This window comes from Polyangiaceae bacterium (assembly GCA_016715885.1).
Taxonomy (GTDB): domain Bacteria; phylum Myxococcota_A; class Polyangia; order Polyangiales; family Polyangiaceae; genus Polyangium.
This window is the reverse complement of sequence record JADJXL010000026.1, coordinates 58,418-77,024: the sequence shown is the minus strand read 5'-3', so window position 1 is coordinate 77,024 and position 18,607 is coordinate 58,418. Positions and strand designations below refer to the sequence as shown.

17 protein-coding genes are annotated in these 18,607 nt (G+C 61.4%); 11 read left to right on the top strand and 6 right to left on the bottom strand.

The genetic code is table 11. The annotated features are described in order from the left end of the window. Positions 1-85: 85 nt before the first annotated feature. Entirely contained in the window at positions 86-1,276 is a 1,191-nt protein-coding gene (locus IPM54_40190) for a hypothetical protein (GenBank protein MBK9265994.1), read from the bottom strand. A 31-nt stretch (positions 1,277-1,307) separates the two neighbouring features. After that, a complete protein-coding gene (locus IPM54_40185) occupies positions 1,308-2,606 on the bottom strand; it encodes a hypothetical protein (GenBank protein ID MBK9265993.1) in 1,299 nt (432 codons plus the stop codon). A gap of 425 nt (positions 2,607-3,031) precedes the next feature. Between IPM54_40185 and IPM54_40180 the strand changes: the two genes are divergently transcribed. From IPM54_40180 to IPM54_40145, 8 genes are all read left to right on the top strand, one after another. Next, a complete protein-coding gene (locus IPM54_40180; protein MBK9265992.1) occupies positions 3,032-3,502 on the top strand; it encodes a TlpA family protein disulfide reductase in 471 nt (156 codons plus the stop codon). Between the two features lie 94 nt (positions 3,503-3,596). Further along, positions 3,597-4,112 carry a TlpA family protein disulfide reductase gene (locus IPM54_40175; GenBank protein MBK9265991.1) on the top strand — a complete coding sequence of 172 codons (516 nt, stop codon included), beginning with the start codon at positions 3,597-3,599 and terminating at the stop codon, positions 4,110-4,112. A gap of 96 nt (positions 4,113-4,208) precedes the next feature. After that, complete coding sequence (locus IPM54_40170) at positions 4,209-6,260, top strand: hypothetical protein (GenBank protein MBK9265990.1); 2,052 nt, start codon at positions 4,209-4,211, stop codon at positions 6,258-6,260. Positions 6,261-6,368: 108 nt separating this feature from the next. Continuing rightward, a complete protein-coding gene (locus tag IPM54_40165) occupies positions 6,369-7,313 on the top strand; it encodes a hypothetical protein (protein MBK9265989.1) in 945 nt (314 codons plus the stop codon). A 13-nt stretch (positions 7,314-7,326) separates the two neighbouring features. Continuing rightward, complete coding sequence (locus tag IPM54_40160; protein ID MBK9265988.1) at positions 7,327-7,713, top strand: DUF4280 domain-containing protein; 387 nt, start codon at positions 7,327-7,329, stop codon at positions 7,711-7,713. Next, positions 7,710-10,355, top strand: coding sequence for a type VI secretion system tip protein VgrG (gene tssI, locus IPM54_40155; protein MBK9265987.1), 2,646 nt, complete (start codon positions 7,710-7,712; stop codon positions 10,353-10,355). Before IPM54_40160 ends, tssI begins: the two co-directional genes overlap by 4 nt. 28 nt (positions 10,356-10,383) lie before the next feature. Further along, complete coding sequence (locus IPM54_40150) at positions 10,384-11,913, top strand: hypothetical protein (protein ID MBK9265986.1); 1,530 nt, start codon at positions 10,384-10,386, stop codon at positions 11,911-11,913. Beyond that, positions 11,910-12,596 (top strand): hypothetical protein, encoded by a 687-nt coding sequence (locus tag IPM54_40145; GenBank protein MBK9265985.1) that lies wholly within the window; start codon positions 11,910-11,912, stop codon positions 12,594-12,596. Before IPM54_40150 ends, IPM54_40145 begins: the two co-directional genes overlap by 4 nt. 258 nt (positions 12,597-12,854) lie before the next feature. Here IPM54_40145 and IPM54_40140 read toward each other — a convergent pair whose 3' ends face one another. Both IPM54_40140 and IPM54_40135 read right to left on the bottom strand, forming a co-directional pair. Next, on the bottom strand, positions 12,855-14,186 hold the full coding sequence (locus IPM54_40140) for a carboxypeptidase regulatory-like domain-containing protein (GenBank protein MBK9265984.1): 1,332 nt from the start codon (positions 14,184-14,186) through the stop codon (positions 12,855-12,857). Between the two features lie 342 nt (positions 14,187-14,528). Then, a complete protein-coding gene (locus tag IPM54_40135; GenBank protein ID MBK9265983.1) occupies positions 14,529-15,176 on the bottom strand; it encodes a hypothetical protein in 648 nt (215 codons plus the stop codon). 163 nt (positions 15,177-15,339) lie between these two features. Between IPM54_40135 and IPM54_40130 the strand changes: the two genes are divergently transcribed. Further along, positions 15,340-15,843, top strand: coding sequence for a hypothetical protein (locus IPM54_40130; GenBank protein MBK9265982.1), 504 nt, complete (start codon positions 15,340-15,342; stop codon positions 15,841-15,843). A 163-nt stretch (positions 15,844-16,006) separates the two neighbouring features. Here the strand turns inward: IPM54_40130 and IPM54_40125 are convergent, their stop codons facing one another. Both IPM54_40125 and IPM54_40120 read right to left on the bottom strand, forming a co-directional pair. Further along, entirely contained in the window at positions 16,007-16,426 is a 420-nt protein-coding gene (locus tag IPM54_40125) for a hypothetical protein (protein MBK9265981.1), read from the bottom strand. A 126-nt stretch (positions 16,427-16,552) separates the two neighbouring features. Continuing rightward, the gene (locus tag IPM54_40120) at positions 16,553-16,732 is read right to left on the bottom strand and encodes a hypothetical protein (GenBank protein ID MBK9265980.1); all 180 of its coding nucleotides are present in this window, start codon (positions 16,730-16,732) and stop codon (positions 16,553-16,555) included. A 333-nt stretch (positions 16,733-17,065) separates the two neighbouring features. On the opposite strand from IPM54_40120, the gene IPM54_40115 reads away from it, so the two are divergent. Both IPM54_40115 and IPM54_40110 read left to right on the top strand, forming a co-directional pair. Beyond that, entirely contained in the window at positions 17,066-17,425 is a 360-nt protein-coding gene (locus IPM54_40115) for a hypothetical protein (protein ID MBK9265979.1), read from the top strand. Between the two features lie 401 nt (positions 17,426-17,826). Then, positions 17,827-18,330 (top strand): hypothetical protein, encoded by a 504-nt coding sequence (locus tag IPM54_40110; protein ID MBK9265978.1) that lies wholly within the window; start codon positions 17,827-17,829, stop codon positions 18,328-18,330. Positions 18,331-18,607: the final 277 nt, after the last annotated feature.

Genomic DNA, 18,607 nt, shown 5'->3' with positions numbered 1-18,607 from the left:
AGGGAAAGACGCCGTCAATCCAAAATATTCCGTAACGTTACTTTGGAAATCGGAGTTGACGGCGTCGCGGGCGGGCTGAGGCGTTTTACGGAGACGTCGTACCGGCAGCTTTGCCACCGATGCTGGCGCTCGCTTCGACGGACACCTTCACTTCGACGCTGGCATTGACGGCCGCCGTGGCCGCGAGCGTGGTGCACACGAAGGCTTTGCCGCTCGAGGTGATCGCATCGTCGAGGTTCTGACCAACGGTCACGAGCGTGTTGGCTGCGTCGAGCGTCGCTTCGCCGCGCACGCCGATGTTCTGGATGAGCTTGGGTAGGTGCGTTTCGAGGGCTGCGACGAGGTCCAGGAAGTCTTGTGCCGCGCCGCCGACGACTTCGATCTTCACCGTGGGCGGCGTGCAGCTCGCTTCAGCTTGGATTTGCGCGCGACAGCTCGCTTCGCAGTCCGCGTCGAGGTCGCACTCGGGCGGCGTGAGTTTGCCCTCGCAGTGCGGCGCTTGGAACTCCACCGAGCACTCGCCTTTGCACGTGCCATCGCACTGCGCCATCGCGCCTGCTTGAATGTCGCACGTGCCCGAACACGTGCCGTTGCAGGTGCCGTCGCAACGACCCGCGCAGTCGCCGTTGGGCGCGGTGACCGCGCAGGTGCCGTTGCAGGTGCCGTTGCACGTCGCGCTGCAATTGCCGTTGCACGCGACCGTCGCTCCAGCGCTTGCCGTGCACGAACCCGAACATTGCGCCGTGCACTTGCCGGCGAGCTGGCCGGGTTCGCACTTCGCTTCGAGCTGCGCGGGCGTGCACGTGCCCGTCACGTCGCACTTCGCGTTGCAGTCCGCGGTTGCATCGAGGCTCGCTTGACAGCCGCCGCCTTCGACGAGCACGCCGATGGTCACCATGGCGTTCGCCTTGAAGACCTCGTCCATGCCGGCTTCGGCTTCCGCGCACGCAACCTTCAGTTGATCGGCGCCTTTGTCGAGCGACTGCCATTTCGCAGGATCACGCTTGGTCGCCGTCGCGATGCCGATGCATGCGTCCGTGACGTCTTGCACCATGGCGTCCGACAGCGTCACGAGCGCGCCAGAGGCGCCCATGAACGACTTGACGCGGTAGTCGATGTCGAGGTTTGCACCCCACTGAGCTTCAGCCGTGAAGTCGTTGCTGCACGAGATGGCGTCCGCGACATCGCTGCATCCGCTGGCGGAGCTGAGGCCGACGATGCCGAGGACGGTGACGAGAGAAGCTACGGTGTGGAAACGTGAAGTTCGGTTGTTCATGTTGAAAACTCCTTGAAGCAAAGCGTCTTGGTCACCAACACGTCGCCTTGTCGAGCGCGTTGATGGCAAAGATGTAGCAGCGTTGGTGAAGAGGCGAGCCCGGGTCGTCGACACAGTAGGCAGGAAGCCCACTTGGGGACTTGGGGCAATCCGCGCTGGTCGTACACTGATCAGGGAACGCGATGTCCCCGCAACCGCGCTGCCCATCGTTGTGGGTGAAGCACACGGAAGTGCCGGTGAGCGGGCCGCAATCGGTGTCGTCGAGGCACGGCTCACAGAACTTGCCGCTACCGGCGCATGCGCCGAACTTGTGAACGCACATGTTGCCGACGCCCGCGACGTCCTGACATGCGAAGTCACGACCGCAATCCGCGTTCGACCCGCACTCGCGCGCGCATCGCTTCGTCGCTTCGTTCGGCATCGTGATGCAATGGTTGGCGATGCCCCCCGAGCAGTCGAGGTCCGTTTCGCACGGAGCACATTCGTTACGCTTCAAGCACGCTTTGCGCAGGATGCACCCTTGGCCTTCGAACAGCGTGTTGCCGTTTCCAAGGTCGCTCGCAGGCACGCACGGCGTGTTGATCGACACCTTGCCGCAAAGGTTGTTGTTGCCCTTCTGCGGCATGCTGTCGCAAAGCTGGCGCGGGTCGCGCATCGCGCCGCAGTAGTAGCCGCCAGGGCAGTCCGTGTCGGATTCGCAGTCGTTCTTGGTGCAATATGCGTCCGCGTCGCCTTCGCCCTTCGTCACGCACGCAAGGTTCGCGGTGCACTCTTGCGGCGAGCACGAGAACACGGTGCACGGCGATCCGTCGGGGCACTTGCCGATGTTGCAGTTTGCCCTGGCGTAACAGCGCTCCTCGTCGACCTTGCACGTATCCGGGGCGCCACCACATTGCTGCAGGTCGCACTTCTCGCCCGTCGTGCTGCACGAGTACAAGCTCGCGCACTCGTCCTCGAAGGGACACTTGGCGCCCACGCCCCAGTTCTTGCCGTTGGGCTGGCAAGCCATGATCTCGCGATTCGTCCCATCTTCGACGGCAGGCGCGCAGTTCTGCGTCCCGTCGTCCAAGCAGTCGTTGTGCGAGTCGCACTCGAGGATGCAACGGTTGCCAACGCACGTGTTGCCGGCAAGGCACTTCGTCGGGTCGCACTTGCCCTCGCACGCGCCTTCGGGCGTCACATAACCACCCTCGCAGAAAGGCGGCGCCGGCGCCTCGCATGCGCCGAGTCCTCCGAGCATCGTGAAACCAAGGAGCGAGAAGGCAAAAATGAACCGCAAGGCCCCGGGCCGAGCGTGACGCGAAGATGAAGTGACGTGATCGTGCTGCATGGTGACCTCGGCCTCGGGGGCCGTCCTCCGAACGAAGAGACGACGCGGTTGCGCCTCGTCGGCGATCGCGTTCAGGCTAAAAATCCATTCGTCTCGAAAGCGACTTCTCCACACGTGGCTGCTTGACGCGCGGTGAAGGCGCCCGGACACTTTCGCCAGTACCTCATTACGGACCCGGTGGCATCATGCGAAACGATTTACTCTTGCGATGGATGGCCACGACGCTCGTGGCGTTTGGCTTGGTCGGTTGCGCGGAAGAAGTGGACATCGTGCCGGTCCCGGTCTTCCCGAGCGACACGGGACAAGTCCCGCGCGGAAGCGCGGCGATCGAATACGCAGCAGGTCCCTTCGGCATCAGCAAGGGATCCACCGTGCAAAACTTCGAGTTTGTCGGGTTCCCGAACTCGCTCGAAGACACGACCGAGATGAAGCCCATCCAGCTCGCCGACTTCTACAATCCAACCGGCGAAGCAGTCTTTCCCGAGGGCTCTCCTTACGGCGCAGGAACGCCCAAGCCCAAAGCCCTCTTGATCGTCGTGTCGGCCGTCTGGTGCGGACCCTGCAACTACGAAGCAGACGAAGTCCTACCGGGCCTCTACAAAAAGTACCAACCGCAAGGCGGTGAGTTTTTCCTGGTACTCGGTGACGGCCCGACCCCAGGCGTCCCCGCCGAGGCCAAGAACCTCTATCTCTGGGACAAGAAGTACGCCGTCGACTATCCGTCGGCGATCGATCCTTCCTCGAAGCTTGCCGCCCTCTTCGAAGCCGATGCCTACCCGGCAAACCTGATCATCCGCACGAAGGACATGAAGATCATCGACGTCACCTCCGGCGCTCCCCCCGTCGGATCGACGTTCTGGAAGACGTACGAGAAGGTCCTCGCCGGCACGCTCTAAGCGTCTCGAGCAAGAGGAGCTCTGAGCGAAGCGGGTCGTGCGAAGGCGCTACCCGCTTCGCTGCTTTCAGGCCAAGATGCGCCTCATGAAATCGATGTTTCAGCGAGCTCTGGGTTCTGCATTCGTCGCGCTCGTCGTCGTTGCGTGTGGTGGCACGACGCCGGGGGCAAACTCGCCGGGCGGAGCAACGGCGCCCGACTTCACGCTCGCAACGCTCGACGGCAAACAAGCGCGTTTGTCCGACTACAAGGGCAGCGTCGTGCTCATCGACTTCTGGTCGACGACGTGTGACCCGTGCATGATCGAGATGCCGCACCTCGTCGAGATGTACAAGAAGAACAAGGACCGAGGGTTTGTCGTGCTCGCGGTTTCGGCGGACGGACCAGAATCTCGTGCGCAAGTGAGCAGCGTCGTGCGGTCCAAAGAGATGGTCTTCCCCGTGCTGCTCGATGAAGAAACGGTCGTGACTGCGCGATACAATCCCAAGCGCGAGCTTCCCTTCACGGTGCTCGTGGGCAAAGACGGGTCGATCATTCACAAGCGTGGTGGCTACACGTCGGGCGACGAAAAAACGCTCGCTGCAGAAGTGGAAAAAGCGCTCGCCAACTGATCGCTCGAGTGCGCGGCGTGTGTCCCAGCCGCGGGGCTGTCGTGATACAAGGCGCCGGTGAAGTCTTCTTGGCGCCGTGTCGCTAGCTCGTTTCTTTTGGTTCTTGGCGCGTTTGCCGTAACGAACACCGCAAGCGCGCTCGATGTACCCGGCCCCAAGGGGGAACCCATTGGGCTCGACATCACGAACACGAGCGTCCTCGACTACCGCTGGGACAATCGCAACAACGATCGCAACGCGTTCAACCCGCGGCCCATCGTCGACGATCACTACGGCGAGTGGATCGATCGTCTCAACATCCAGGCAAGCTGGTGGCGCTTTCGGTTCGGCCTGCGAATCGATTCGGCCGTCTACTTTGCGACGCCGTCGCGCAACGACGCGCAACGCATGGCAACGGACCAAATCGCGGACGTCTTGAAACGCAATCCCGACGCGGCCGTCCCTGAAGTCGTCGACTACACGAACCGGTTCTACAAGGAGCTCAATACGAGGTTCCTGAACAGCGTGTATCCGGCCAAACTTTGGATTGGTTACAACCAACCGGGCATCGACGTCACGGTGGGCGACTTCTACGCGCAGCTCGGGCGCGGGATGGTCTTGAGTGTCCGGAAAATCGACGAGCTTGCGATCGACACGACGATTCGCGGCGGCAAGGTGGTGCTCGACAAGAGTTTCGGCAAGGTTCGTCTTGGCGGAACATTGCTTGCGGGTCAAATGAATCCGCTGCGATTCGACGAAGTGAGCGGCCGGAGGCTTCACGGCGCAGGTTCGCCGCTGTTTTTCGGGTTTCCCTCGGGGCAACCCGTCACGACGTACACCCAGAGCGCGCAGCCCATACAGGATGCGCCGCGTCCGAGCTACCTCGAGGACACCATCATCGGCGGGCGTGTCGAAGGTGGCATCGACGCGGTGCAGATTGCGGCAAACGGTTCGGTGATGCTCCGCAAGAGTTTTACGGAGCAGAACCTTGCGTGTCGTGAGAGCTGCGATCCGAGCGATTCCAAGTGCATTGACAATTGTTTTGCGACGTACCCCGAATTCACGCTCCTCAATGGCGGGCGCACGCACAATGAAATACGCACGTTCAGCGGATCGGTGAACATTCCTTCCATTGCCGGCGTGGGCGACCTGTATCTCGAAGCTGCGGGACAACAATTGCGGCAGGGGCACGTTGCGGAAATCGATGCCAATGGCAAGGCGACTTCACGAGCGGCGGACATTTCGGGCTATGCGCTCTATGGGAGCGCGAACTTTGGCAAAGGCCCCATTCAAGTTTCGCTCGAAGGAAAGCATTACCGGCGCTTTTTCCCGCTTGGGGCAAACATCGACATCACGACGCCCGGGCACAGCGCGCCCGAATATGCCGTCGTCGCATACAGCGCGCCGCCCACGGCAGAGCCGATTTACGTGGAGCCCATCGAGGCTCCGAACGTTTGTATGACGGGTGGTCGTGGTCGTGTCGATTATAAATTCAACGACCATACTGCCGTTTATGCGTGGGCTGGGAAATATCGCAGTTGGACGGAGACGCCGACGAATGAATTGTGCTCGTCGCTCGACGACAAGCTACGCACCGATACATGGGACACGGCGGTGGGTATCGATTTCAGTCGAGAGGGTGGCAAATCGCATGCGCGCGCGTGGCTCGGCATGCGTATGGCCGAACGAGCCATACCGACGGGCGGGACGACGGTGAATGGTGACACGGATGTGCTTTATTACGAGGGGTACCTTCGGTACGACCTGGTAAAACATTTGAAGGGCCCGTTTTCATTGCAGTTTCAAGGGTTTCACCGCAATCGATATTTGCCTGCGTCGCATCCGCGTCCGTGGAACGAGGGCGAGAATTACACGGCGCTGCATTGGTCGCCGCATCTATCGGCGGTCGTTGGTTATGAATATTCGACGCGACCTGGATGCAATCCCGCGCGGTCGACGAACGATCAATTCGAGGTGGTGCTTTGTCATTACGTAAGCGGCGGGTTCACGTATCGTTCGGGTAGCACGTCCAAGCTGCTCGATCAGATATTCAATACGGTGAACGTATTCGTGGGACAACGCCGTGGCGCGATAAGGTGCGTATCCGGGGTTTGTCGCTTGTTTCCGCCGTTCGAAGGGGCGAGGGTGGAGCTGGTGTCGAGGTTTTAGCGGATGAGATTTGAATTTTTGCGTGGGGGTTGAATCCGCGGCGTCATGCGTGGCCGTTTTTTTTTCTTTGCAAAGTAGCGCGATACTTTATCATCGGCCCTCGACGCGATGAGCGACGACTCCAGCGATGCAGAAGAGGACCGGCTTCGCAAGGCCGTGCGGCTCGACCGCTATGCCGACATCCTCGCGCATGTCGTGCACTTCGGGACCGACCGGGCCGAGGAAGTCGTCGCGCGTTTCGGACTCTCGCTCGAGCGATGGCGGAGCATCGACAAAGCGTGGACGAGCGAGCTCGCGCTCGGCATGAAACGACAACAACGCGAACAGGCGCTCCGCTTCTCCGCTGCATTTCATGGTCGAAGGCAGCGCCTCGCGCGGCAGCTTCCGCCCCTCGACTCGATTGGTGACGCGCCCCAAAAGGCGGACCTCGACCTGCCGGAGTCCCCGCCGCCAAACGTCGCCACCCAACCCTCGGGTGTGCCCTCGTTCATGCTTCAGCCCGCAACGCCGCCGTCCGCGCCGCCGCCCGCATCGTCCTCCCCGTGGGCCCGCGGCGTGCCCATCACGATGCCCGCCGTTTCCCCCGCGATCATACCCGCTCCCGCGCCAGCGCCGTCGAGCAAGCCATTACCGTTTCTCGAAGGCATCCCCGCGTCGGCCGCCCTGCAATCAGCCGTCGAGCATGCCCACGCAATCCAAGGCGCGCCTTCCCCGGCGCTCGTCCCAATCGGGATGACGGCGCCGGCGAGCGACGACATTTCTGCCATTGCACGAAAAATCCTCCCTTTCACCAAGCAATCTCCCAGCGAACCGCCGCCGTCCCGAGAAGTCGAGCTCACCCTCGAACAGCACGCCTCGCTGCACGTCGATCTCGAAATGGTGCCCGAGCAGGAGGCGGAGACGCTCCGCCGTTATGGCCTGAGCGCCAAGCAGCACGCACGTCTCGACGAAGACTGGGAGGCACGAATCGCCCTGGATCCGAGGCTCGCAGCGGCCTGGCAGCAGGCCATTGCGCAATATCGAGCCTGGCTCTCGAGCACACGCGCACGCTGAGAGGAGCAATTCAATGCCGAAGCTCGTCGTGAATGGTGCGAAGCTCAAATGCGGCGAGGGGATGGCGCCATCGACGTTGACGATTTTGCCGTCGAATAAGGCTGACGCGACCGACCTGCCCGTCGCGACGAAGCTCGATAACAAAGCCATGGTGAACATCGCGCCGTTCGGGATGTGCAAGACACAGGCGAACCCGCAAGTGGCGACCGCGACCTCGAATGCGGGCGGCACGCTGACGCCCCAACCCTGCGTGCCCATCATTCCCGCGCAATGGTCGGACGGCTCGGACGGGGTAACCCTGAAAGGGGTGAACGTGCTCACGGACTCGTCGACGTGCACGTGCCAATGGGGAGGCAAAATCGAAATCACGGATCCCGGCAATCCAGTCGAGGTCGAGTGAACATCGCGTCATCCACCGAGCACCCCATTTCAATCCGAGCCATGGCGCTCGGGTCGGATCCGCGCCCCGTCGTGAAGCTCTCCGGCGTCGAGGAAGCGTCCCGCCCATTTTGTTTTGTCGCCCACGTCGTCGTCGACGAACCCTCCTCCCTCGTCGCTCGCCTGCTCGGCAGGCCCATCACGCTCACGCTGCGCGCCTCCGCGGGCCACGAACGCCGCATCCACGGCATCGTCGAGCGTGCATCGGTCGGCACGTACCTCGCGGGTCACATCGCGGGCCACGAAGCCGTCCTCGAGCTCGTCATTGTCCCGCACGTCGCGCTCCTCGGACAGCGCACGCTGAGCCGCGTTTTCCAGGACATGACCATGCCCGCCGCTGCATCGGCCGTCCTTGCCGAGCACCATATCGCGCACCGCTGGGACGTCGCGCGCAAATACCCACCGCGCGAGTATTGCGTACAGTACCACGAATCCGATCTTGCGTTCGTCGCGCGGCTCGCCGCCGAGGCGGGCGTGCATTACCACTTCATCGACGTGGGCGAGGCGACCATGCTCGTCTTCTGCGACGCCGCAGCCCTGCTCTCGCCCGTGCCGAACGTGCGCGAGCTTCATGCGCGGCCACACGAAGACGAAGCGGGGAGCACGGCCGGCGATCGCCCGTTGCGCGAGGATCAAGTGGCCGGCTTCCACGTCAGCCGCCGCGTGGCACCGGCGTCGGTCCTCATGCGCGATTACGACTTCGAACGGCCGCTGCTCGACCTCCGGGGCGCCAGCGCGCCGCTCACGGCCCCGATCGACCACGAGCTCGCGCCCGTCCCCTCGACACCCACGCCCGGTTTGTCCTTTTACGAACACCACGGCGAATACCAAGAGAGCGACGTCGACGGCACCAACGCGACCCTCATACTCGAGCAGCTCCGGCGTGACGTCGAGGTCGGCGAGGGCGACACGGGTTGTCGTCTGCTCGCGCCGGGTCATCTCCTGGAAATTCACGAGCACCCGATCGCCGGGCTCAACGAAACGTACGTCGTGACGCGCGTCGAGCATTCCTACACGCAGACGCGTTACCAGGCTCGTTTCCAGGCCGTTCCGCGGCGCCAGCCGTATCGACCCGCGCTGCCGGAGCGGCGCATCGTGCAGGCGCTCGAGAGCGCGACGGTGACGGGACCCGTGGGGCAGGAGATCCACACGGACGAACATGGTCGCGTGCGTGTGCGGTTTCACTGGGACCTCCGACGCGGTTTGGAGGACCGAACGAGCTGCTTCGTGCGCGTCGTGCAACCGTGGGCCGGCGTCGGCTGGGGCTCGCAATTCATCCCGCGCATCGGCATGGAGGTGCTCGTGTCGTTCCTCGGCGGCGACCCCGATCGCCCCGTCGTCCTCGGCTCGCTCGTGAACGCGACGCACCCGCACCCGTTCGCGCTGCCGAGCGCCACGCGATCGGGCATCCGCACGTCGAGCACGCCACACGCCACGGGCTACAACGAGCTGTCGTTCGAGGATACCGCGGGCGCCGAAGAGCTCTTCTTGCGCGCCGAGCGCGATTTGCGCGAAAACGTGCAGAACGACCGCATCACGGACGTCTCGCGCGACCGGCACACGCGCGTGGGACGCGACGATTACACCACCGTCGAAGGGCTCGAGAGCACGCGCATTCGGGGCAATGAAAACCGCGTCATCGAGGGCGACTTGTCCGTCAGTGTAAGCGGGAGCTCGACCCTGTACGTAGCGGGAAGACGCAATACCATCGTGGAAGGAGATCATGCGATCGTCTCCACAGGCTCGGTCGCGGTCGACGCGGGCGGCGACGTGCGTATCGCGAGCGATGGCTTGCTCGCCTTCAGCGTCGAGCACGGCGAGATCACGACCGACGTGGACGGCTCGGCGCGGACTTCGGCGACGCGCGAGGTGCTGATCCGCGGCGAGGAGCGCGTGCGCATCAAGTCCGGGGACACCGAGATCCTGCTCACGCCCGACGGCATCACGCTTCGCGCGAAGGAGATCCGCATCGAGGCGCAGGAGAAGCTCGACCTCACCGGGAAGGGCCCCGCGCTGTCGCTCGGCGACGAGGCCGAGCTCGTCGCGAAGAAGGTGCGCATATATGGCGAAAAGAGCGCCCTCGAGCTCGATTCGAACGCCAAGATCTGGGGAGACAAACTCGAGCTTCAGCCGCCTTCGTCGCCCGCGCCCGAGCGTGACGAGGAAACGAACGAGCCCAAGACGAAACCGATTTCCATACGTTTCCTCGACGAAAACCACGAGCCCTACGACGGTCGTAGCTACCAGCTCGTCGCTGGGGGACAACGTTTCCGCGGCGAGCTCGACGACGATGGCGTTTTGAAGGCGGACGTGCCCGAGGAGGCGGAAACGGCCGACGTGATGATTTGGATCGATACGTTCCCCGAGGGGCGGAAGCGTCGGTATTCATTTCAAATTGGCGAAATCCCCGGGGCGAATACGCCACGCGGTGCAAAACAGCGGCTAAAGAGCCTTGGCTATTATTCCGGGCAGGTGAATGATATCGCCGACGAGGCCCTGCGGCGCGCGGTAAAATGGTTCCAGGACGATTACGAGCTCGAGACGAGGACCGGCGAGCTCGACGCATCGACGGTCGGCGAGCTCGAGAAGCTCTACGGTCAATGAATGGCGCATTGCGGAGGGGACGACAGCGATGGGTAAGCCGAAGTTCACCGTGACGAATGATGGCATATTTACGTCGGTCTCGGTCACGATGGAAACGGAATTGCCGCCGATGATCTTCGTGGGGATCAACGAGGCGCTCGCAGAGGTGCCGCCCAATGCGACGTGGCTGTCGAAAACCGATTACAAGTTCGAGCACGTCATCGATGCCGAGGAGATGAAGACCGCGCAATTCATCGAAGAAGTGCTCTCGTGGATCTCCCTCCGCCTCCAGACATGCGACTGGCAGCGAATGTCGAGCCCGGATGGGCCATGCCATGGCGCTTTGACGGAGGCCTGGAAGAGCCAGGAGTCCATCATCATGGATTGGTCCGAGGATCCGATGGGACTCGACGAGCAATGGGCGCAGGTTTATTCGGAGCTCTTCGCGGGCATTACGTACGACGGCCTCGCTGCATACTCCATGGGGGATGGTTTTGGCGACGCCTGGGAGGAATACATTTATTCGCGTCTGCAGACCGAATACCTCGAGCACGCGAAGGTGACGAAGCAGGTCGTGGTGGACATAAAGACCAACAAGTTCAAAACGGTGACGACGGGCCGCAGCGTCATTTCTTGGGAGGATCCGAGGCAGCGTGTCATCGTCGACGAGGCGGAGGACAAGGCGCGGGTCTGGAAAATGAACGATGACCCGGCCTCGCCCATGGTTGCCGCGTGCCAGCATCTCGCCACGCTCGGGCTCGTGACGCGAGGGTTTCGCATTGAGCTTGCAAAGAACGAGCTGCAACCCTCGATTGACATGATGGGCCTCTCGGCGGCGCCGGCGTTCGGTTCGCCTGTCTTCGGTTCGCCCGGCAAATGGCTCTGGCGCGGAGATAACGACGTGACAAACGTCGCAAAGATGTGCGCGGAATCGCCGCCTCTCGCGCCGGGATCCGTTTACACGTACCATAGCCACCATCAACTAGCGTTCACCGAGGTCATCGTGGGAAAAGCGCTCGTGAAGGACGGGGCGGACCCCAGCGCGAGCCTTCGGGCTCGGATCGAGGCTGCGACGGGCAAGGTAAGCAGCAAGGTCCCGGACGCGATCAAGGGCATTGAAAAAAAGGACCAAGCGGACTTCGACGCTCTGCCCGACAAGACGGGCTACAGCATTCAACCCGTGACAGTGAAGTGGCAAGGTCAAGGGAAAGGCTCCCACATTTTCCACGTGCTGCGCGTCCACAAGGACAAGACGCGCGTGCAGCTCTTCGACGCCGGTGGCGGGGGCAATTCGAGAGAGCCGATGGAGAATGAGAAGGATGTCAATGGCCGCTCCCTCGGCCGCGGGCTCGTCCTCGAAAGCGGATTGGGATCCAACATGGATACGTGCGCGTACACAAAAATTTACAGCAACGACGCCGGGCCGCCGAACGGCGTGGGTATCTCGAAGCCGGCCCCGGATCTGCAAAAACAAATCGATTTAATGAAAAAAGCCCGCCCCATTGGCCTCGCGCGTCTGGTGCTGACGGAGCGAACATCGAGCCGGCGGAGCTCACGCCGGAGCATGTCCTTTTCGTGAGCAAGCTCCTGCGGACGTACCGCGACGGAGACGATCAAAATTACACAGTGGCTCGTTATCTCTGGTCGCTCAGGAACACGCCGGGTTTTTCCTCCGTGCAACCGTGGTGGTTCCTCTTTTTACCGACGGGTGTGCTCGCGCGGTGCATGTGGGCCGTCGGCTCCCGGACGATGAAGCTCTCGGATTTCATGGCAAAACACGCCCCCGACCTGGCGACGATAAAGGAAAAGCAGAATCAATATAAAAGCAAAGATAAAAACGATTGGTTCCTCTTTGGCGACGATGGCGACCTTTCGATGGATCTCAACTATAGGGAATCGCTGATCCTCACGAGCATTGCCGACCCGTCGTTTCCGGGGCGCGTGAAGATCGTCCGGCGCTTGAAGAGCAAACCCGTCAACGATGGCGCAGCGCACGTGGCCGAGGGAATGACGAACGTACCGACGGCTTTCACGAAACCCTTGCCTGGCGTACCGGGGCCTCGAAACGTCATCCTGCCGGTCTATCAAAAGAGCGTGAAAAGGAAGACCGCGATGGGAAAGGAGTATTCGGTGACCGATACATTCCATCACGGCCACACGATCCTCGGGTGGAACTTCGTTTACGTGAGGGAAGACTTCGACGACCCCGACAAGCTGCGCAACCTCGAAGGCCAGGCGCTCGATTACTTCAGGGAAGGCTGAAGCGTGGCATCATCACGACCGTGGCTCTGAAACCGCTGGCAGAATGGGAATCCGAACCTGCGAAGCCTCGCAAAAGCCAGCCGGAACGCGAATTCAATCAATGAGTTCTTGCGCCAACTCAGGGAGTAAGGCAGCGTGTACTATGCCATCAGGACGGAAATACCATGCAGGAGGGTGAGCGGCTAGGCCGCCGGTAGCGATGGATCGATTGGCGGAAATGGGTCAAGGGGAGTGTGCGGTCACGCCACGAGCAATGCATCAATCATGCAAGTGGAACATGTCCCATTTGACCGATCCACTATTCGTCCCGGATCGGATGATGCCGACTTGGCGTTCCTGAACGACAACGCCGGGGGCCGTGTACACATCGATCCTTGGCGTTGCTTCGTCGCTCCAATACCCCTGAATGCGGCTGCACGGGTTTGTCTCGGTGCAACCATTCGCGCTGACTTCCTTGCTCACGACCACCTCGAGGCGATGGTATTGCTCGGGTTGATTGTTTTCTCTCCAATAATTCGTCACCGGCGCGGCGCTTTGCGCCGACACGCATCCGGGCACGGTGCCCACGCAATCGAGTTTCATGCGCGTTTCATTGGTGCCAGCTTGATTGCACGCGCCATTGAGGTGAAGCCTCCAGTATCCCGATGTGCTTCCCTGCACGTAACCGAAGAGAATTCCGCCGCTCCGCGTGAACCACGAATGGCAATACGGACCTTCGCCGAGAATGTCCGTCTCGACCGTGAAATTGACGCGCTGTCCCTGCTCGGGCAAATATATGAACGAAGGGCTGAAGTTCGACCCCGTGGTATATGCCTCGACCGCGGTGCCCGTGCGGGTCCATGAGATATTCGTCCCTTGCGCGCCGCCGGGTAGCCAGGGGCTCCAATCCGTGCCATCGAACGGGTCGTAAAAGTCCGCGCCGCATTGGCCATCGACGGCGACGTCGATTTCGGTTTCATCATAGCCGCGCTGCAAATTGAGCATTGGAGTCGACCCGCTACAGCCCGCGCCGTCGATTTGCACGGCATAGTTTTCCCCCGTGACGGGAACGTCGTACACCGTCATCGCGTAATATCCGTTCGCGTCCGTGTAGGCGACGTCGGCATTGGGCAAATCGGTGCGGTACACATAGCGCAGTTCGACGGGCGCGTTGGAAACGGGTATGCCATGGGGATCGAGGACGCGTCCGCTGACGCTGACGACGGGATCCACGCTTGCCATGCGGAGATCGACTTTGCCGAGATGCTGGCCGGGCTGCAAATTGAATCCGGGTTCCTCGACCATTTCATACCCTGGGAGGACGGCGTACGCGGTATAGTTTTCGCCGGTCTTGGGGACGTCGAAAACGCGAACTTCATAGGAAATCCAGGGGCCGGGCGTTGCGGGCGAATACGACGGCAAATCGGAGCGATACGTGTATTCGACATGAACGACCGCGTCCATGAGCAATGCGCCTCGCGGGTCCCGAATGGTACCCGAGAAGGACGTCGTCGGAACTTTTGCCTCTGCGGCCGACGCGGCGAGAAGCGTGGCGAATGCGGCGGTGAGCGAAAGCGAACGAATACGGGAATCGAGCGGTATACGAAACATGGTGTGTCTCCTGGGTTTTTCCGCGGAGTGAGTTGCGGTGCAGGAGCTCATGGCAATCGGCGTGCCGAGCTGGAAAAACGCAGAAAAGCGCATTGGGCGCAGAGGAAGCCGGTGCGATTGATCGATGGATGGATCAGGTGATCAGATCAGGTGATCAAGTAACGATCTCGATGGTGTCGAGACGGGGCCTCGGGGCTCTGCGGAGCGGACCCTGGCGGCGCCTGGCGACGAAGGCAGTTGCGATTGCCGCATGGCATGCGTCGGCGAGACCTCTCCGTTGAACGCATTCGCGTGCCTTGCGCTTGGCGTGGTGGATACAATCATTCGAGAGTTACAGCGCAGTCATCGATGGCGAGCGGGTGAGGACACTGTGCTCCCAGCGTCACAGCGCCTGATATCTTCGTTGCCGCGCTCTCCCCCTGATAACGCTCGATTCTGCACGAGCGTGCCCTCAGACGCCCGATGCCAAATGACACTCCAGCCGTGCCAAACCTCGGATATGCGTCGAGGTACACCAGCGACATCCGTTGCAGTCCAGTAGTCGACTTGTTTTGTTGTTGCATCGATATGGAATCCTCCTTTGGGAAAGCTATTTTCGAGCCATTCGTCCAAAGGAACGCATTCTGCTTCATTCGAGGATTGAACCTGATTTTCGAGGCTCGGTCCGGCGAAAAGATAGTCTTGGACGTCTCCAGCCAGCGGAAATAGATGCAGCTTGCCGTCGGAAGTGTGGAATGACCCGACGAAGTCCGTCCAATTCTTTTGCTCGGGAGGTGCAAGTGAAATAACCGCGGCGCTGGTGGTTTCCCTCGAAAGCACCTTTTCTCTAGGGTACCCCACATAACCTGCGTGCGAATGAGTGCCCCCGAGCTCGATGGGAATGCCTGCCGCAACGAGCGCTTCGTTCATCCGGCCAACCACGGTCGCTGGGCCATCGGCACCCGGAGCACCTTCGACCAACCAGTGATAAATGGCATCGACGTCGATCATGAAACGTAAGGGAGCGATAACGCAACGAGGGAAAGAGCGTATCTGCACAGCCATTGCATGGCCGATCATTTCGTCTGGTTTGGACGATCGAATCGATTTGCATTTGCGTCGTCGTTCGACTTTTCTGCGCGCCTGCCAGCCGCCGATTTGCTAGGCTGCGAGGATGAACGCCGCGGTCGTCACGGTCACGTGCCCCAAATGTGGGGGTGAAGCGAAAGGAATCAAGCCATCGGGCACGGCTCAGGTAATCCCGTGCACGTATTGCGGTATGGAGTTGCATATTCCGAGGATTGGCAAGCGCGAATCGAGCGAGATCCGAGTTCCGTACGAAGAGACGCAGACAGCGGTCGATGAGCAGAGCCGGTCGACGACGGGGCTGGTGGTCGTCATCGGCTGCGTCACCATCGTGCTCGGCGTTTTCGTCTTTGCTGATGGGCGGCAGGATTCGCGCTCCACGAACGTCGTCGAAGATTTCGATCGGCGTCAGGTGGCGCGGGAGAAGTGCATCGCGGAGTGCAAAGACGCGTGCAAGGACGCGCCGCGGCAAACGCAGAAAAGTGCGCCCCGATATGGAGTCGATCCGGATTCGAACCCGACGATGCAGAAGGCCGAAAGGATGCTGTGCGAATCCGAGTGTGAACAGCGATGCGAAATGCCCGCCAAATAGCGCCAACTGGACCGGATCTGGTGGAGCGTCCACGTTTGGCGGAACATACGGCCGCGCTGACGCCACGACTTGCGATCCGAACAGCAAACGATGGTTTTACCGGCGAAAGCCTGGCGGCCGCCAGATCTCCGACAGGTAGGTCGACCTCTTATTGAACCGCGCTTCACCATCGGTCCGTCACAATCCACATCAATAACGATCTCGTCACAGCAAATCTCGGACGTGTTGCTGGCGCAGCCCTGCCGAAAACGCCCTCGCCCGCATTGCACCGCCGCGCAGCCCTGCCGAGCGCGTCCGCGCCCACATTGCACCGCCGCGCAGCCCTGCCGAAAACGTCCTCGCCCACATTGCACTGCCGCGCAGCCCTGCCGAGCGCGTCCTCGCCCGCATTGCGCCGCCGCGCAGGCGTGCCGAGCGCGTCCTCGCCCGCATTGCGCCGCCGCGCAGCCCTGCCGAGCGCGTCCTCGCCCGCATTGCGCCGCCGCGCAATCGTTCTGGAACGAGCTCGCCGGCATTGCGCCATGGCAAGCTGTTCGGTACTTCGCACTCCGCAACAGCGCATACGCGCGTCCTGCGTCTTCACGGCCGCTCCCCACCTTGAGCCGAGCCCCTCATCCCGGTATCCTCGCCCTTCTTGCATTCTTCTGTCCCACGAGGAGGTACACGATGAAACGTTTTCGCTGGTCTCGCCCGCTCACGATGGCCTTCGTCATGAGCGTCCGCTCGCTGCACTGTCGAGCGGCTGCTCCGATGACTCGTCCACCACGACGGGCGCGACGAACCCCACGGGCGATGCGTTCGGAGGCGCGGGCGGGATGTTCGGATGGCCGAGCTTCACGCGGTTTTCGCGGTCCTTGGCATACTCGTCGGCGGGCGGGTTCTTCGTCACCGAGCGTCGATCGTTCGGGGTCGGTGATTCGTGGTCAGTGTAGCCTTGTTCACGATCCAGCTCCCATCGGTCGTCGCAGAGCCCTCGGGACATGTCCGGAGTTGCGCGACGGGGAGCTTGCGACTCTCGAGCTCATCGTGGCAGAGTCAAAGTTGGGATCATTGGTGGTCGTCACTCGGGGAGGATCCCGAGCCGTCTTCGTTCCCTCACGCGCGGAATCCCTACCCTCTCGCTCGCATGCCAACGCACTCGCCCTACTCCCGCGTCGGGTATTGACGCGCGGACGAGGCCAGGCGATAGTTCATCTGAGCTAAGCCCCGGCAGGATAGCACCGTGACACCCAACCTCGACGACCTCTACATCGTGTTGAGCCAATGGGCAGCGGCGGGAAAGCCGCAAACTTACAAACAGTTGTCGCGTGCATACCAGGCGAGAACTGGCGACTGGGTAGAGTTCTATGGCGGGTGGGACGCACCACTTGGTGAGCTCAACAATCGCCTTGCCTCGATTGGCGCTCCGGCAATTTCGGCACTCGTCATCCTGCAGGGACAAAACGAGCCGGGCGGAGGATTTTGGGGCTCCGCGCCAAATGTTCCGCCGCGGCCCAAACGATACGACGACCGAATTGCGGAGTGGTCTCGAATCTTGAGGGATGTCCTCACGCATCGCTGGCCGCCAATGCTCCCACCCTAGGTATCGAAGCGCACGCACAATTGCACAGAACTGCACACCGACACTCGATCACAACAATCATGGGACCTATCCTCACCCCCGATGCTCCACTATCTCGCCTTCCAAGGGGCCTGGATGCGGCTCAGCGAAACTGGCTTGAGGGTATCAGATATTCAGTCGAAATAGTTGATCTTGCATATCATCGACTCGCCGCAGTGCTTGGCGAGCTTAGTGATCGGATCAGCGGTCCTGGCGAAGTTCCGGTCGAGTCATACATCTATGCTTCGGTCCTGCTCGACGCCTGGACGGTTGTAGATGCTTCTTGGCGGCTCAAGCGCTTCATACTGGACAGCCGAATGCCGCGACCACCGGGACCACCGGCCGCAAAGGAAGGTGCGCAACCCAAAGCTATTCGGGCTCGCATGTTCGCGGAAGCGGTCAAACCCATGAAGCAGTTGCGCGACGGCTTTCAACACCTCGACAACAAGGTTCTTGAAGCTGCCGGAGTCAGGCAGCCGGTATGGGGATACGTCAACTGGGTCAAGATTTATCCGCTGGACCACCGTATGCATTCGTGCTCCCTCGTGCCGAGCGTTCCAGGCATTGGCACGAGTAGATTTGACCTTATAAATCCCGTGGGTCGTCGTTTCCATTCCGAGGTCGACCACGTGACGCTCAGCGCGTTTCAAACGAGTGCCGATCTCTCTGCGCTTCACAGGATTATCAGGGATCTCGCTGGTCAGCTCAATGAGATGCTGCGCCCCTACGTTCAAGGGCTTCCCGCAGGCGGCGATAGTTTCATTCTCGGGCTCACGCTGCGCGCCACAACCAACTCGTTCGCGGAGTCGCATGCGCCGATTGACGACGGCGGCCCCGAGTGCAGTGAGACCTCAGACCCGTCCGATGACCCCGACCGCCGCCGGTGAGCGGCTGGCCGTTAGCGGCCAGAGAACAATGCATGTTGGTGTCGTTTGCGAAAATCCCCAACCACCTTGGCGGTTTGGATGGAAAAATCCCCAACCACCTTGGCGGTTTGGATGGCGCAACACTGGCGGAGCCTGACGGGAAAAACTCGTGCCACCTCACGATCGCCATATCCCGTGGGCGCAAGTGGATCCGAATCGCGCCGCCAACGGCACCCGAACCGCATTGCGAGTCGATCTGAATTTTGTTCGAAAGTGGATCTGATTTAGAACGCCGCTG